Genomic DNA, 15,174 nt, shown 5'->3' with positions numbered 1-15,174 from the left:
TTACATCCTTGGTTCGTTATTATCCAGCCAGCGTGCGAAAACCTGCCGCGCGCGCTGTTCCAGCTGTGCGCCGTGGCGCGCCGCCTGTTCGCGCAGGCTCTGGGGCGCGATGTCGGCCAGTTCCAGCTCGCAGGCATGGCCAATCAGCCAGCGTTCGATATCGCGATGATCCGCCTCCAGATGGAACTGCAGGCCGAGCGCGAACCCCTGATAGTCAAAGGCCTGATGCGGGCAAACCGCCGTGCCGGCCAAGCAGCGGGCGCCCTCCGGGATCATGAACATATCGCCGTGCCAGTGCAGCACCGGCGTATCGGCCAGCGGCGCCAGCACCGAGTCGTCTTGTGCCGTGAGCGTGGTCAGCGGGGCGAAGCCGATCTCTTTGACGCCGAGCGAGATCACGTCGGCGCCCAGCGCCTGAGCGATCACCTGGGCGCCAAGACACACCCCGAGGGTCGGGCGCCGCTGTGCCAGGCGCTGTTTGACCAGCGCCAATTCATGGTCGAGAAAATCATAGCGCAGCGCGCCGGAAAAGTGCTGGGCGGCGCTGATCGGCCCGCCGAGCACCACCAACAGATCGGTCTCTTCATTATTGATAGCACGAATATCATCACGCCCGGCATCGTAATAGTCGATTTGATAGCCACGCAGCGAGAGCAGGGAACCGAGGATGCCCAGGTTTTCGAAATTGACGTGTCGAATAGCGACGGCTTTTTTCATTGTTTAACCTCGTGAGCGTGGGTGAACGGCGTCAGCGCCAGCGACTCGCCCAGTACGGTGATGCCTTGCGCGCCGCTCTGGTAGACGATGCGGCGTTCGCTGATCTGGCTGAGCTGCACCTGATACCCCTGCGCGGCCGGAAACAGCGCGCACGCCTGCTCCAGCTGATCGGCCGCCCAGGGCGTGAACATCTGCAGGCGGGCAAAGGCTTTTCCTGCATACTGAATGTCGAGCACGTAATGTTTATCCATGGAACCCCTTACTTTTGGCCGCGGAAACGGGTAATCTATTTTGAACTAGTACAAAAGGATTTATGTATGACTTCATTGTATGCAAAAGGCGGCGGCGCTGTCCAGATTGCCGAGCAGATCGCCGCACGCATCAAAGACGGCGCACTGCGGCCGGGCGAGCTGTTGCCGCCGGTACGCCAACTGGCGGCGGAGCTGGAGGTCAACCCGAATACCGTCGCCAGCGCTTATGCCCGATTGCGTGATGCCGGCCTTGTGGCGACGCGCGGGCGGGCGGGAACGGTGGTGCTGGAACCGCCGCTGGCGGCGGTGAGTGCGGCCTATGTGCCGCGTCAGGTGCCGGCGGGGATGTGCGATCTGGCCAGCGGCAACCTGGATGCCGCCCTGTTGCCGGCGTTGGCGCTGGGTGCGACGGAGGTGTTCCCGCAGCAAAACGGCTATGACATCAGCGGCGATCTGCCGGTATTGACCGGTCTGGGGCGTGAGTGGCTCGGCCGCCAGGGCGTTAGCCTGGGGGAACCGGCGGTGTTCTCCGGCGCGCTGGACGCGATGGAAAAGGCGCTGCGCTGCCATGTGCAGCCGGGCGCGGCGGTATGGGTGGAAGATCCCTGCTGGCCGCCGCTATTGACGCTGCTGCGCCACCTGCGTCTGCGGCCACTGCCGCTGGCGATGGATGAACAGGGGTGCCGGTTGCCGGAAAGCGGAGCGGCGGGCGCGGTGATCCTGACGCCGCGCGCCCACAATCCGACCGGCGCCTCGCTCTCTGCGCAGCGCGCGCAGCAGTGGCGGCGTTTTCTCAGCGAAAATCCGCAGTGTCTGGCGATCGTCGACGACTTCTGGGGGCCGCTGTCGCAACAGCCGCTGCATCTGCCGTTCGACGGCGATGGCGGCCTGTACGTGCTGTCGCTGAGCAAGTTTCTCAGCCCGGATCTGCGCATCGCGCTGGCCTGCGGCAACCCGACGTTGCTGCAGGCGATGCGCGCCGATCAGTACATCAGCGAGCGCTGGGTCAGCCATATCTTGCAGCAGATTGCCGCCAGACTGTGGGGGCAGGCCTTGCAGGAAGGGCAGCTGCAGCGGGCGCAACAGGCGTATCAGGCCAGAAGGGATGAACTGGTGCGGCGGCTCAATGCGCTGAATCATACGGTGCTGGCGGTAGGTGAAGGGCTGCATCTGTGGTTGCCGGTGCGGTCGGAAACCGCCGCCACGCAGCTGATGGCGCAGCGGGGGTGGTTGGTGCAGGGCGGCGAGCCTTTCCGCCTGAAGGGCGATCCTGCGATCCGCGTCAGCCTGGCCAACGTGGTGCCGACGCAGCTGGCGTCGTTGGCGCAGGATCTGGCCGACGCCATGCGGACCCGCGCGGCGATCAACTAGGCCGGCGTCAGGTTCTCCTCCGCCAACTGTCGTAGTGAGGTTAACCGGGCGGTCGGTTCGGCGATCGGCGTGTCGATGATGAACTCGTCCACGCCGTACTGCAGCTGCAGCTGCGCCAGTTGCTGATGCACCTGCTGCGCGGTGCCGAGCAGGATATGGTTTTCTCGCGGCTCGATGCGGTAGTCGGTGGCGCCGGCCTGCTGCACGAAACTTTCCGCCTGCGCCAGGCTGCCGACGGTCACGCTCTGCTCACCGGCGACATGTACGCGGTATTGCTGTATATCCGCCGCCAGCGCCGCGGCCTGTTCCGCACTTGGCGCCACGATCGCCGCTACCGCCAGCAGCGCCTTGCGGCCGCCGCTCAGTGCGGCATAGTGCGCCAGTGCCTCCCGGATATCTTGCGGATTGCCGTTCAGATGCGCGGCGAACACGAAGGCCCAGCCGGATTCGGCCGCCAGCGTCGCGCTCTCTTTGCTGGCGCCGAGCAGGAAGCGCTGGGCGGTATGCGGCGGCAGCGGCGTGGCGCTCAGGCCCGGTTCGGCGTCGTCGTTCAGATAGGCGGTCAGCTGCGACAGCTGCTGTGGAAAGGCCGGTTTGTGTTGCCGGTCATGGGCGGCCTGCAGCGCTTGGGTGGCGAGCGGCAGCCCGCCGGGCGCTTTGCCCACCCCGAGATCGACGCGCCCCGGCGCCAACGCCGCCAGCAGGTTAAAGTTTTCGGCCACCTTGTAGGCGCTGTAGTGTTGCAGCATCACGCCGCCGGAGCCGATGCGAATGCGCGACGTCTGGCCGAGCAGGTAGCCGATCAGCACTTCCGGCGACGGGCAGGCGAGCTGCGGCGTGTTGTGGTGCTCCGCCAGCCAGAAACGTCGGTAGCCCCAGCGTTCCGCCTGCTGCGCCAGATGCAGCGTGCGCGCCAGCGCCTGCGCGGCGCTTTCCCCGTCGGCGATCGGACTCTTTTCCAATATGCTCAAGGCATAAGCCATTTTCCCGCTCCTTTCCTCATCAGATATGCCTGACAAATACCATGCGGGCGGCGTGCGCCTTAATACTGATTGGCGATAGGATATTCCATTGATCCAAAACGAATTTGGATATGCGCAGAACGGTAAAGCGCCGCGATGTTATCCCTCGAGCCAGGCCTTCAGACGAATGGCGTCACGGTAGTGGCCGTAGCGCGGCTGCGCGCCGAGCAGGATCATCACCACCGGCTGCCCTTTGATGGTGGTGCGCATCACCAGGCAGTGGCCGGCCTCGTCGGTAAAGCCGGTTTTCTGCAGCTGAATTTTCCAGGCCGGATTATTGATCAGGCCGTTGGAGCTGCGGTAGACCAGCTGGCCGCGGCCAGGGCGCACGATCTGCTGCTTGTCGGTGCTGAAGCGGCGAATTGACTGATAACGATAGGCGTGATTGACCATCTTCAGCAGATCGTTGGCGGTCGCCACATTGCGCGGCGTCAGCCCGGTCGGATCGTAGAAGCGGGCGCGTTTCATGCCGATGGCGCGCGCTTTCTGGTTCATTTTCGCCACGAAGGCCTTGCGCCCGCCGGGATAGCTGCGGCTCAGCGCCGCGGCGGCGCGGTTCTCCGAAGACATCAGGGCGATGTGCAGCATGTCGCGGCGGCTGAGCACCGAGCCGATGGTCAGGCGCGAATGGGTTTTTTTCAGCAGATCGCGATCGGCGGCGGTGACTTTCAGCCTGCTGCCCATCGGGCGTTTGCTGTCCAGGGCGACCATGGCGGTCATCAGCTTGGTGAGCGAGGCAATCGGCAGCACGCGGTTTGGCTGCTTCTGATAGAGCGTCTTTCCGGTGCGTTGATTGACGACCAGCACTGATTTGGCATTCAGTACCAGCGGCGGCGCAGCGGCATGCACGGGCGCCAAAACGAACAGCAGGCTGAACAGAAGTGCGGCGCCGAAACGCCGGGCAGGAAGACGAAGAAAAGTGTGAGATAAAAGCATAACGGCGGCAATAGTGACCCTAAGTGATTAAAAAATATCAAAAGAGTCTGCCCGGCAAATGTGAAGAAAATAGGGCGATAATCGCTCAAACTGTTACAACAATCCCTTTTGTCGCAGCGTGAAGCGGGTGGCCTCGTTCAGATCGTAGTCCGCGAGATGCTCGCGCGTTACCCAGGCGTAGTCGTCGAACTCGTCGTTGATCGTCACGTCGCGGTTGGCGGCCTGGCAGTCGAAAATCAGGTAAATCATGTAGATTTGCTCCCGGCTGCCGTCGGCGTAGGTTTTGATGCGCACGTCGTCGCGGAAGGTCCAGGGCGTGATGCTGTCGAGGATCAGCGCGGCGCCCAGCTCTTCGCGCACTTCGCGCCGCAGCGCCTGTTCTATTTGTTCACCCGGCTCGACGCCGCCGCCGGACAGCGCCCACTGGCCGGGAAACACGCCCTTGTGCGCCGCCATTTTGCACAGCAGGAAGGCGTTATCGTTTTCAATCAGCGGGCAGACAATGATGCGTTGGCGCATGGAGGACTCCGGTCAAAATGGAAAGCAACCACTTTAACATGGGGTTTGCCCTCTTAGCATGAGAGAAATCAAGGCGTTGTATTTTCGCAGAGAAGCGGCAACCGCCTCTCTGCGCTAAGGTCAGTAGATTTCCGGCACCACCATATTGTCCGGCACCGGGCTGCGGTGGTACTCCGGGCTGCGTTTGCGCTGCGGCAGCGTGATGACGTTGCCTTCGGCTTCCTCATAAGGCACCTGCTGCAGCAGGTGGGTGATGCAGTTCAAACGGGCTTTTTTCTTGTCGACGCCCTGAACTACCCACCAGGGCGCTTCGGCAATGTTAGTGCGTGCTAACATGATTTCTTTGGCCTCGGTGTAGTCTTCCCAGCGGCGGCGGCTTTCCAGATCCATCGGGCTGAGCTTCCACTGCTTGAGCGGATCGTGAATGCGGCTGAGGAAACGCAGCTCCTGCTCCTCATCGGTGATCGAAAACCAGTATTTGACGATTTGGATGCCGCTGCGCGTCAGCATTTTTTCAAATTCCGGCACGCTGCGGAAAAACTCCTCATACTCTTCGTCGTTGCAAAAGCCCATCACGCGCTCCACGCCGGCGCGGTTATACCAGCTGCGGTCGAACAGCACCATTTCGCCGGCGGCGGGCAGATGTGCGATATAACGCTGAAAATACCATTGGGTGCGTTCGCGATCGTTCGGCGCCGGCAGTGCCGCTACGCGGCAGGTGCGTGGGTTGAGGCGCTGGGTGATGCGTTTGATCACGCCACCTTTGCCGGCGGCATCGCGGCCTTCAAAGAGGATCACCAGCCGGTGGCCGGTGCGCATCACCCAATCCTGCAGCTTCACCAGCTCGCCCTGCAGGCGCAGCAGCTCGCGGAAGTAATGCTTGCGCCAGGCCTTTTTCTGGTCGCTGTCCACTTCCGTCGCGTCGAAGCGCAGATCGTCCAGCTCCATTTCCAGCTCTTCGTCGTAGCTGTCGTAAAATTCTTGCAGCAGGCGCTGGTTGAAACCGTCATCGCGGTTGAATTCATGCATGGTCATCAGATTTTCTCCGTGTCAGTCCGGTGTTAGAAATGGTTGAAAATCCAGTACAGCACCGCCGACAGCAGCACCGAGGCCGGCAGCGTCAGCACCCAGGCCATCAGCAGATTGCGCAGGGTGGCCATTTGCAGGCCGGAGCGGTTGGCGGCCATGGTGCCGGCGATGCCGGACGACAGGACGTGCGTGGTCGAAACCGGCAAGCCGAAGGCGTCGGCCGCGCCGATGGTAGTCATCGCCACCAGTTCGGCGCTGGCGCCCTGGGCGTAGGTCAGGTGAGATTTACCGATCTTTTCGCCCACCGTCACCACGATGCGGCGCCAGCCGACCATGGTGCCGAGCCCCAGCGCAATCGCCACCACCACCTTCACCCAGAAGGGAATGAAGCGGGTGGCGTTGTCGAGTTCGCCCTTCAGCGCGTCGAGGTTGCGCTGCGCGTCAGGATTGATCTGCAGCTGTTGCTCTGCCTTCAGGTGCTTGATGGTCTCGGACGCCAGATACATGTCGTTGCGGGTGTTTGACACCGCCTGCGCCGGGATCTTGTCGACCGATCCGTATTGGCGGATTTGATCGCCGATCGCGCCGGTCAGCTGCGCCAACGCCGGCACCACCTCCGGCGTCAGCTCGCTGGTGCGCACATAGCCGGTCAGGACCTCGCGCGGTGGCGTTTGGCCGCCGGCCGGGAACTGGCGCAACAGCTGGTTTTTGGTCACCTCCGCCAATGCCGCCACCCGGGGAATTTGCTCCGGCGGCATCGAACGGTTCAGGGCGTAGGCGATCGGCATGGTGCCCACCAGGATCAGCATGATAAGGCCCATGCCTTTCTGCCCGTCGTTGGAGCCGTGGGCGAAGGAAACGCCGGTGCAGGTGAGGATCAGCAGCCCGCGGATCCACAGCGGCGGCGGGGTATTGCCTTTAGGGGCGCTGTACAGCTGGCGGTTCTTGACGAACAGCTTCAGCGCCAGCAGCAGCAGGCCGGCAAACACGAAGCCGATCACCGGCGACAGCAGCAGCGCGTAGCCCACCTTGATCGCCTGGCCCCAGTCCACGCCGCTGGTGCCGGTGCGGCCGTGGATCAGGGCGTTGGCGACGCCGACGCCGATAATCGAGCCGATCAGCGTATGCGACGACGAGGCGGGCAGCCCGAGCCACCAGGTGCCGAGGTTCCAAATGATGGCGGAGAACAGCAGGGCGTACACCATGGCGAAACCGTTGCCGGTGCCGGCCTGCAGGATCAGCTCGACCGGCAGCAGCGAAATAATGCCGAAGGCCACCACGCCGCTGGAGAGCAACACGCCGAGAAAGTTGAAGAAACCGGACCACACCACGGCGACCATCGGCGAGAGCGAATGAGTGTAAATCACCGTCGCGACCGCATTGGCGGTGTCGTGGAAGCCGTTGACGAATTCAAAGCCCAGCGCGATCAATAGCGCCAGCCCCAATAATAAAAACGGAATGTAACTGGTATAGACGGCGCCGGCATCGCTGACGTCGTTAAATAAGTTCACCCCGGCGAACGCGATCCCCAGAATTAATAAGAACACAAAAAAAAGAACAGTGAGTCGACTGTTCTTTTGATGCAGTTTAGGCAGGCTGGAGGCGGCCGGCACACCCGTTTGAACGGCGCTGTTATCGCTCATAATGACCTTCCCGAGATGTTTGAATGCGGTATCTTTCGCCTGAAAAGTATTCTGAATGAATGTGGCTTTTTTATGACGAAAATATTAATCATCGAGAAAGATGAAAAGAATTAACGCAGGCAATTAAAGATTGCTATAACAGCGGAGAGTGTTGGGTTAACGGCGGTAAGCGAGATAACGCGTTATGGCGCAAATGTTAGCAGAAAAGATGCACAAGCTGGATTTTGATGATGAAGTGACCGGGCTGATCTACGGCCACGTGTTTCGTTCCGGTGAGCCGCCGGCGCGGCTGAACTCGCAGCAGGTCTGTCAGGCCTATCAGGCACTGCCGCCCGGCGACGGTTTTATCTGGCTGCACCTCAATCTCAACCACGCGGCGGCGGAGAAGTGGCTGAAAAACCATTTCGCCATTTCCGATTTTTTCTTTCACGAGATCCGCCACGGCTCCCACACCACACGCATCGAGCGCCAGGGCGACGATCTGTTCGCGGTGCTCAACGATGTGATCTTCCACCCTGAGGAGAGCAACCCGGAAACGGCGACGCTGTGGCTCTATTGCTGCCGCGGGCTGGTGGTGACCGTGCGTCACAAACCGGTGCGACTCATTGAACGGCTGCTCGGCCGCCTGACGGCGCTGCAGTTGGCCTCGTCCACCGAACTGCTGGCGCACCTGCTGGAAGAGCAGGAGGACGTGCTGGAGCAGGTGGTGCGGCAGGCCAACCAGTATGTCGATACCATTGAGGATCGCCTGTTGACCCGCCGCGTCAAACGCAACCGCGCCGAGTTGGGGCGCATGCGCCGCATGTTGCTGCGCTTTCAGCGCCTGCTGGCGCCGGAGCCGGCCGCGCTGTTTCGCCTGTTGAACCGCCCGCCAACCTGGCTGAGCCGTGAGGTGGTGCAGGATCTGCGGCAGTTTACCGAAGAGTTCACCGTGGTGTTGAACGATCTCGCCAGCCTGACCGAACGCATCCGGCTGCTGCAGGAGGAGCTGGGCGCCAAGCTGATGGAGCAGAATAACCGCACGCTCTATACGTTGACGGTGATCACCGTGCTGGCGCTGCCGATCAATATCGTCGCCGGTTTCTTCGGTATGAACGTGGGGGGGATCCCGCTGGCCAGCAATCACCACGGTTTTATCCTGCTGGTGTTGCTGGTCGGCAGTTTTACGCTGATCGCCGGTTATCTGGCGTTCAGGCGCAGGGACGAGACGTAATTACAGGCGGGCGCGGTACTCTTCTTCCAGCCGGGCATGGGTGCTCCAGAACGGCTGCGGCGCCCGATCGTGCAGGCGATCCAGCAGGATATCCAGATGGGTGTGCCAGCCGCCGGCGACGCTGAGCATCTCGTCGCGGTTGGCCAAGCGCCGGTGGGTGACCGTCAGCAGCACCGCGTTTCCCTGTTCCGTCAGTTCGAAGGTCACTTCGGAAGGGCGGCCCTGATCCTGCTCGGCCCAGGTAAAGCTCAGCAGACGCGGCGGGAACAGGCAGGTGATGTGGCCGCGGTTGCTGACGCAGCCGCCGTGCTGTTTGTACTTGGCCGGCGGTGATTCGTGCTCGCCCGCCAGATCGGAGTTGCGAAACTCCAGCTCCAGCGGCGCGCCGTTCTCCAGCTTCATGGCGCCGGCCGCCAGCCAGGTGGCGCGCTTGTCGGATTCGGTCAGGTAAGCCCACACCCGTTCGATGGGGCCGGGCAGCAAGCGCTGGATGCGCAGCGTGCCGGGTTCGATAATCATGCCGTAATCATTCATGGTTCACTCCTTGGGAGGAAGCTGTTCGGGCTGCAGCAGCGCCTGTTCGAGCGCATCCAGCCGTTCAGTCCAGAAATGTTCATAGGTTTGCAGCCAGTGCATGGCCTGCGCCATAGGCTCGGGTTCGAGCCGGCAGATATGGTTTCTTCCTTGCACGGTGCGTTGCACCAGGCCCGCATGTTCCAGTGCTTTCACGTGCTTGGAGGCGCCGGCGAACGACATCTGCAACGGCGCGGCCAGTTCGCCGATGCTGCGTTCACCGCCGGCCAGCGCGCGTAACATCGAGCGGCGGGTCGGGTCGGCCAGCGCATGAAAAATGGCGTCCAGCTGTGAGGAAGATAATTCAACCATATGGTTGAATATAGAACAGGCGGGCTAATATTCAACCGTTTTGTTGAATATTTTTTGCCCCGGCGAAAAACCGGGGCGAGGATCAGGCGCCGGTGTGCGCCAGCAGTGCGTTCAGCAAGACGTCGGCACCGGCGGCGGCCCAGTCGGGGGTAATGTCTTCCCGTTCGTTGTGGCTGATGCCGTCCACGCAGGGGATGAAAATCATGGCGGTCGGGGCGACGCGATTAAGATAACAGGCATCGTGGCCGGCGCCGGAAATCATGTCGCGATGGCGATAGCCCAATGCTTGCGCGGCGTGGCGTACGCTGTCGATGCAGCCCCGATCGAAAGCGACCGGGGGATATTGGAAGATGCGCTCGGCGCGAGCGGTCAGGCCGCCGTCGTTGATTTGGTTTACCGCCGCCAGCAGGCTCTGCTCCATCTGCTCCAGGGTAGTCTCCTCAGGGTGACGGAATTCGACGCTGAAAAAGACCCGGCCCGGCACCACGTTGCGTGAATTGGGGGTGATGTGCGCCATGCCCACCGTGGCGCGCGCATCGGGCGCAAAATCCCAGCCGATGCGGTTGACCGCCGTCACCAGCTCGGTGAAACCCAGCAGGGCGTCGCGGCGGCGATCCATCGGCGTGGTACCGGCATGGGCGCTGAAGCCGACGACATCCAGCTCGTACCAGCGCTGCCCTTGTGCGGCGGTCACGACGCCTATGTCGAGGTGTTCCGCTTCCAGAATCGGCCCCTGTTCGATGTGTAGCTCGAAGGCGGCGTGGATCGGCGTGCCGCCCACCGGGTGTTCGCCGGCGTAGCCGATGCGTTCCAGCGCCTCGCCGAGGCTGACGCCATGCTCGTCGCGGCGCGACAGGCCGTACTCGAGATCGAAGACCCCGGCGAACACCCCGGAGGCGATCATCGCCGGCGCGAAGCGCGCGCCTTCTTCGTTGGTCCAGTTGATCACTTCAATCGCGCGTTCGGTGACGATCTGCCGATCGTTAAGGCTGCGAATAACCTCCAACCCGGCCAGCACGCCGTAGATGCCGTCGAAACGGCCACCGCGGGGCTGCGAGTCGCCGTGAGAACCGGTAACCACCGGCGCCAGCTCGGGCCGCGAGCCTTCGCGGCGCAGGAACATGTTGCCCATCCGATCGACGCGCACGCTGCAACCGGCCTCCAGCGCCCAGAGACGCAGCTGGTCGCGCGCCTGTCGGTCCTCTTCGCTGAGCGCCAGCCGGGTGACGCCGTTGTCGGCGATGGCGCCGAACTGCGCCATCGCGTGCAGGCTTTGCCACAGGCGCTCGCCGTTGACCCGATACGTCATTGCTCTTCTCCCGGCGTTTTGGCGGTGTAGCGGAAATCGCAGCAGGGGGCGCCGGACATGATGGTTTGGCTGCGCTGCAGCTCGACCTCCGGGGCATAGCCGACGATAAACTGGCTGTCGCGCGCGCAGGAGAGCAGGTGGCCGATTTCCCCCAACCCCATCTCGTGATACATCTCGGCGTAGCGGCAGCGGGTGACGTTATAGTCGAAGTGCTGTTCGTCCTGGTTGATCACCTCGACGCGCAGCGCATCATCTTTTTCCCACAGGTACTGCAAGGCGGCGAAGCTGCGCAGATCCGCGCCGCCAGGCTCTTGCGCGGCGAACTGCTTGCCTGCCGCGATGGCGGCATTCTCGATGGCTTCGCCGATCACCGCCTGAGCGCGCGCCTTGCCGATTTCACGCACCAGAATCTGGTAGATGGGTTTGATGATCTCCGCTTCGATCTTTCTGCGGGCCAAAATGCCCAATTCGTTGTTTGCACAGCTCATCGCCTTGCTCCTCTTGATTTATTGTGGTTTGGCGCCGCCCAACACGGTTTGCGGCTGCCATTTGCCGTCCACTACCCGGTACAGGGTGAAGCTCGGCTGTTGCAGGTTGCCCTGCGCATCGAAGGCAATGGCGCCGGTCACGCCCTGGTAATGTATGGCGCGCAGTGTTGGCAGGTAATCGGCCGGATTGGCCGAGCCGGCCTGTTCGATGGCGGCGATCAGCACCCGGGTGGCGTCGTAGGCGAAGGGCGCATGCAGTTCGATGTGGGTGTGGTAACGATCGCGGTAGGCTTGTTCAAACGCCTTGCCGCCCGGCATCTGTTCCAGCGGCAGCCCTGGCTCCAGCGCCACCACGCCTTCGCCTTCTCGCTGCGCCAGCGTCAGGAAGGTCTGGCTGACAAAGCCGCCGGCGCCCATCAGCTGCGCGTTCATGCCCAGCTGTTTCAGTTTGCGCGCCAGCGGCGCCGCCTGGGAGTCCACGCCGCCGAAGAAGATCAGATCGGCGTTTTTGCTGCGCACGGTGGTCAGCACGGCGCTGAAATCGACGGTCTTGTCGTCGACATACTCGCGGGTGACCGGCTGCATGCCCTGGGCCTGCAGCGATTTGATGAACTCGTCCGCCAGGCCCTGGCCGAAGGCGGTGCGATCGTCAATCACCGCGATGCGCTGGGCTTTCAGCGTTTTCACCGCATACTGCCCGGCATAGTTGCCGCCGTCGTCGTCGTGGCCCATCACGCGGAAGCTGGTGTCAAAGCCTTGTTGCGTGTAGCCGTGGCCGGTGGCGACCGGTGCCACCTGGGCGATGCCGGCGTCGTGGTAGATGCGCGCCGCCGGGATGCTGGTGCCGGTATTCCAGTGGCCGACCACGCCGGCCACGCCTTCATCGACCAAACGCTGCGCGACGGCCACGGCGGTGCGCGGATCGGACTGATCGTCCTCGGACAGCAATTTGAAGGTGACCGGTTTGCCGTTCAGCGTCGGCTTTTGCGCGTTGGCGTCGGCAATCGCCAGCCGCGCGCCGTTTTCGAGATCTTTGCCGATGCGCGCGGAAGGGCCGGTCAGCGGCCCGGCCAGGCCGATCAGCACGGTGTCGTCCGCCAGCGCCGAGAGGCTCAGGATCATCGTCACGGCGGCCAGCGCCAACGGCTTGATGCGAAAGTTCTGCTGCATGTCATACTCCTGGTGCGGTTAAAGGTAACAACGGTTATTCACCCAAATAGATCTGTTTGATTTTTTCATCGTCCAGCATGTCGGCGGAGCGGCCGCTGTGGCTCAGGCTACCGCTGTCCAACACATAGGCGCGATCGGTAGACTCCAGCGCCAGGCGGGCGTTCTGCTCGACCAGCAATAGCGTGACGCCGTCACGGGCTAACTGTTTGATGACCGAAAAAATGGCCTCCACCACAATCGGCGCCAGTCCCATCGACGGTTCGTCCAATATCAACAGGCGCGGGCGGCTGAGCAGCGCGCGGCCCATCGCCACCATCTGCTGTTCGCCGCCCGAAAGCAGCCCGGCCGGTTGATGCAGGCGCTCGTTCAGGCGTGGGAAGGTGGCGCATACCCGTTCGAAATCGTGCCGCACCGCCGGTTTGTCACGGCGCGCATAGGCGCCCAGCTGCAGGTTTTCTCGCACCGTTAGGCGGGTAAAAATGCCGCGTCCTTCCGGCACCATCACCAGCCCTTGCTGCAGCAAGCGGTGCGGCGGAACGCCGCGAATCGAACGGCCGTCGAACAGGATGTCGCCCTCGAACGGCTGCAGCCCGGTCAGCGCCCGCAGGCTGGAGGTCTTGCCCGCGCCATTGGCGCCGATCAGCGTGACCTGTTCGCCGGCGTTGACCGTAAAATCGATGCCTTTGACCGCATGGATGCCGCCGTAAGACACGTTGAGTTGTTTAACGCTCAGCAGGGCTTCAGACATGCGCGCTGCCTCCCAGATAGGCCTGAATGACCGCCGGTTCACGCCGAACCTGCGCCGGTTCGCCTTCGGCGATCGCTTTGCCGTAATCCAGCACCGTCAGGCGATCGCACAGGCCCATCACCAGCTTGACGTCGTGTTCGATCAACAGCAGCGTTTTGCCGCTGTCGCGAATGCGCAGCAGCAGTTCGCGCAGCGCCACTTTTTCTCCGGCGTTCATGCCGGCCGCCGGTTCGTCCAGCGCCAGCAGCCGGGGCTCGGTCGCCAGCGCGCGGGCGATCTCCAGACGGCGCTGGTGGCCGTAGGCGAGATCGCCGGCGCGGTAATGGGCGAATTGGCCGATGCCGACATACTCCAGCAGCGCATGGGATTTATCGCGCACCGCCTGTTCCTCCTCCCTGGCGCGGCGATGGCGGGCGATCGCCGCCCACAGGCCGTTGCGGGTACGTACGTGGCAGCCGACCATCACGTTTTCCAGCACGCTCATTTCGTTGAACAGCCGCAGGTTCTGGAAGGTGCGGGCGATGCCGGCCTGCGCCACTTTATCGATCGCCTGGGGCCTGTAGCGCTGGCCCGACAGGCGAAACTCGCCCTCGTCGGCACGGTACAGGCCGGTGATCAGATTGAAGCAAGTGGTTTTACCGGCGCCGTTCGGCCCGATCAGGCCGTAGATCTCCCCCTGGCGGATGCTCATGCTGACGTCATCCACCGCTGTCAGGCCGCCGAAACGTTTGCTGACGTGGTGTAAAGCGAGCAAAGGCGTCATGCGGCGTTTCCTCTTAGGTGACGGGCCGGCCACAGGCCCGCCGGGCGATACAGCATCACCAGGATCAGCGCCAGGCCGTAAAACAGTTGGCGGATAATTTCCGGGTCGATCAGCACCTGGCCGAACAGCGCCTGCTGCAGCGGCCCCATGCTGCTGCGCAGCAGCTCCGGCAGGGCGGCCAGCAGCAGCGCGCCCAAGATCACGCCGGGGATGTGCCCCATGCCGCCGAGCACCACCATCGCCAGCACGGCGATCGACTCTTGCAGGGTGAACGATTCCGGCGACACGAAGCCCTGAAACGCGGCGAACAGCGCGCCGGCCACGCCGCCGAAGGTGGCGCCGATGGCAAAGGCCAGCAGCTTGAAGTTGCGGGTGTTGATGCCCATCGCCCGCGCGGCGTCCTCGTCTTCGCGGATCGCCGTCCACGCGCGGCCAATGCGTGAGTTTTGCAGCCGCAGGCTGATAAACAGGATCGCCAGCAGCAGCGCGGCGAACAGGTAGTAATAGAGGTACAGGCCGGAGAAGCGCACGCCGAACCACTCATGCATGCCGGAAAACTTCAGGCCGAACAGGCTGACCGGGTCGATGCCGGAAATGCCTTTGGGGCCGTTGGTGAGGTTGACCGGGCGATCGAGATTGCGCATCAAAATACGCACGATCTCGCCGAAACCGAGCGTGACGATCGCCAGATAGTCGCCGCGCAGCCGCAGCGTCGGCGCGCCAAGCAGAATGCCGCACGCCGCCGCCAGCAGCGCCGCCAGCGGGATCAGCCACAGCATCGACAGGTGCAGCCCGTCGGGGAACCCCTGCAGCAGCAGCGGGAACTGCTGCGTCAGATGCGGTGACGACAGCAGCGCGGCCAGATAGGCACCAACGGCGTAAAAAGCGATAAAGCCCATGTCCAGCAATCCGGTCATGCCTACCACGATGTTCAGCCCGAGCGCCAGCATCAGGTACAGCAGCGCGAAGTCGACGACGCGCACCCAGTAGTTGCCGCCGGCGGCGCCCGCTACCCAGGGTGCCAGCAGCAGGGCGAGAATGAACAGCGTGAGCCCCAGCCTGGCGCGCCGAGGCGTGGCCAGGGGAAGCGTGGAAGTTAAAACGGTCATT

General features: G+C 63.0%; 17 protein-coding genes. 2 read left to right on the top strand and 15 right to left on the bottom strand.

Going from position 1 to position 15,174, the window contains the following annotated elements:
- Together QDT79_RS16790 and QDT79_RS16785 are read right to left on the bottom strand one after the other, a co-directional pair.
- Nucleotides 1–717 (bottom strand): glutamine amidotransferase, encoded by a 717-nt coding sequence (locus QDT79_RS16790; RefSeq protein WP_107226262.1) that lies wholly within the window; start codon nt 715–717, stop codon nt 1–3.
- Nucleotides 714–968: a hypothetical protein gene (locus tag QDT79_RS16785; RefSeq protein WP_063989974.1), complete on the bottom strand. Its 255-nt coding sequence runs from the start codon at nt 966–968 to the stop codon at nt 714–716. Before QDT79_RS16785 ends, QDT79_RS16790 begins: the two co-directional genes overlap by 4 nt.
- A gap of 66 nt (nt 969–1,034) precedes the next feature.
- Here QDT79_RS16785 and QDT79_RS16780 point away from each other — a divergent pair, with 66 nt between their 5' ends.
- Nucleotides 1,035–2,339, top strand: a complete 1,305-nt coding sequence (locus QDT79_RS16780; protein WP_308316801.1) for an aminotransferase class I/II-fold pyridoxal phosphate-dependent enzyme — start codon at nt 1,035–1,037, stop codon at nt 2,337–2,339.
- Here QDT79_RS16780 and QDT79_RS16775 read toward each other — a convergent pair.
- The 5 genes from QDT79_RS16775 to QDT79_RS16755 all read right to left on the bottom strand — a co-directional run bounded on the left by QDT79_RS16775 (nt 2,336) and on the right by QDT79_RS16755 (nt 7,488).
- Entirely contained in the window at nt 2,336–3,322 is a 987-nt protein-coding gene (locus QDT79_RS16775) for an MsnO8 family LLM class oxidoreductase (RefSeq protein WP_308316800.1), read from the bottom strand. The two genes, QDT79_RS16780 and QDT79_RS16775, sit on opposite strands and share 4 nt — an antisense overlap.
- Nucleotides 3,323–3,460: 138 nt before the next feature.
- Nucleotides 3,461–4,297, bottom strand: a complete 837-nt coding sequence (gene pbpG, locus QDT79_RS16770; protein WP_197773186.1) for a D-alanyl-D-alanine endopeptidase — start codon at nt 4,295–4,297, stop codon at nt 3,461–3,463.
- 93 nt (nt 4,298–4,390) lie between these two features.
- Nucleotides 4,391–4,816: a nucleoside triphosphatase NudI gene (gene nudI, locus QDT79_RS16765; RefSeq protein WP_308316799.1), complete on the bottom strand. Its 426-nt coding sequence runs from the start codon at nt 4,814–4,816 to the stop codon at nt 4,391–4,393.
- Nucleotides 4,817–4,936: 120 nt separating this feature from the next.
- Entirely contained in the window at nt 4,937–5,851 is a 915-nt protein-coding gene (gene ppk2 / locus QDT79_RS16760) for a polyphosphate kinase 2 (RefSeq protein WP_107226258.1), read from the bottom strand.
- Nucleotides 5,852–5,877: 26 nt separating this feature from the next.
- Nucleotides 5,878–7,488 carry an inorganic phosphate transporter gene (locus QDT79_RS16755; protein ID WP_308316797.1) on the bottom strand — a complete coding sequence of 537 codons (1,611 nt, stop codon included), beginning with the start codon at nt 7,486–7,488 and terminating at the stop codon, nt 5,878–5,880.
- A gap of 184 nt (nt 7,489–7,672) precedes the next feature.
- Between QDT79_RS16755 and QDT79_RS16750 the strand changes: the two genes are divergently transcribed.
- The gene (locus QDT79_RS16750) at nt 7,673–8,701 is read left to right on the top strand and encodes a transporter (protein ID WP_130017409.1); all 1,029 of its coding nucleotides are present in this window, start codon (nt 7,673–7,675) and stop codon (nt 8,699–8,701) included.
- Here QDT79_RS16750 and QDT79_RS16745 read toward each other — a convergent pair whose 3' ends face one another.
- From QDT79_RS16745 to QDT79_RS16710, 8 genes are all read right to left on the bottom strand, one after another.
- Nucleotides 8,702–9,235 carry an SRPBCC family protein gene (locus tag QDT79_RS16745; protein WP_149559269.1) on the bottom strand — a complete coding sequence of 178 codons (534 nt, stop codon included), beginning with the start codon at nt 9,233–9,235 and terminating at the stop codon, nt 8,702–8,704. It lies immediately after the preceding gene.
- A gap of 3 nt (nt 9,236–9,238) precedes the next feature.
- Entirely contained in the window at nt 9,239–9,586 is a 348-nt protein-coding gene (locus QDT79_RS16740) for an ArsR/SmtB family transcription factor (protein WP_004938187.1), read from the bottom strand.
- Between the two features lie 82 nt (nt 9,587–9,668).
- Nucleotides 9,669–10,895 (bottom strand): Zn-dependent hydrolase, encoded by a 1,227-nt coding sequence (locus QDT79_RS16735; RefSeq protein WP_308316796.1) that lies wholly within the window; start codon nt 10,893–10,895, stop codon nt 9,669–9,671.
- Nucleotides 10,892–11,383: an L-2-amino-thiazoline-4-carboxylic acid hydrolase gene (locus QDT79_RS16730; protein WP_308316795.1), complete on the bottom strand. Its 492-nt coding sequence runs from the start codon at nt 11,381–11,383 to the stop codon at nt 10,892–10,894. The genes QDT79_RS16735 and QDT79_RS16730 overlap by 4 nt, the downstream gene beginning before the upstream one ends.
- An 18-nt stretch (nt 11,384–11,401) precedes the next feature.
- Nucleotides 11,402–12,505, bottom strand: coding sequence for a branched-chain amino acid ABC transporter substrate-binding protein (locus QDT79_RS16725; protein ID WP_373275489.1), 1,104 nt, complete (start codon nt 12,503–12,505; stop codon nt 11,402–11,404).
- Between the two features lie 82 nt (nt 12,506–12,587).
- Complete coding sequence (locus QDT79_RS16720; protein WP_107226252.1) at nt 12,588–13,301, bottom strand: ABC transporter ATP-binding protein; 714 nt, start codon at nt 13,299–13,301, stop codon at nt 12,588–12,590.
- A complete protein-coding gene (locus tag QDT79_RS16715) occupies nt 13,294–14,064 on the bottom strand; it encodes an ABC transporter ATP-binding protein (protein WP_063989962.1) in 771 nt (256 codons plus the stop codon). Before QDT79_RS16715 ends, QDT79_RS16720 begins: the two co-directional genes overlap by 8 nt.
- Entirely contained in the window at nt 14,061–15,173 is a 1,113-nt protein-coding gene (locus QDT79_RS16710) for an ABC transporter permease subunit (RefSeq protein WP_063989961.1), read from the bottom strand. The genes QDT79_RS16715 and QDT79_RS16710 overlap by 4 nt, the downstream gene beginning before the upstream one ends.
- Nucleotide 15,174 lies beyond the last annotated feature (1 nt).

This window comes from Serratia marcescens, from assembly GCF_029846115.1.
GTDB classification, from domain to species: domain Bacteria; phylum Pseudomonadota; class Gammaproteobacteria; order Enterobacterales; family Enterobacteriaceae; genus Serratia; species Serratia marcescens_L.
This window is presented reverse-complemented; position numbering and strand designations above follow the sequence as displayed.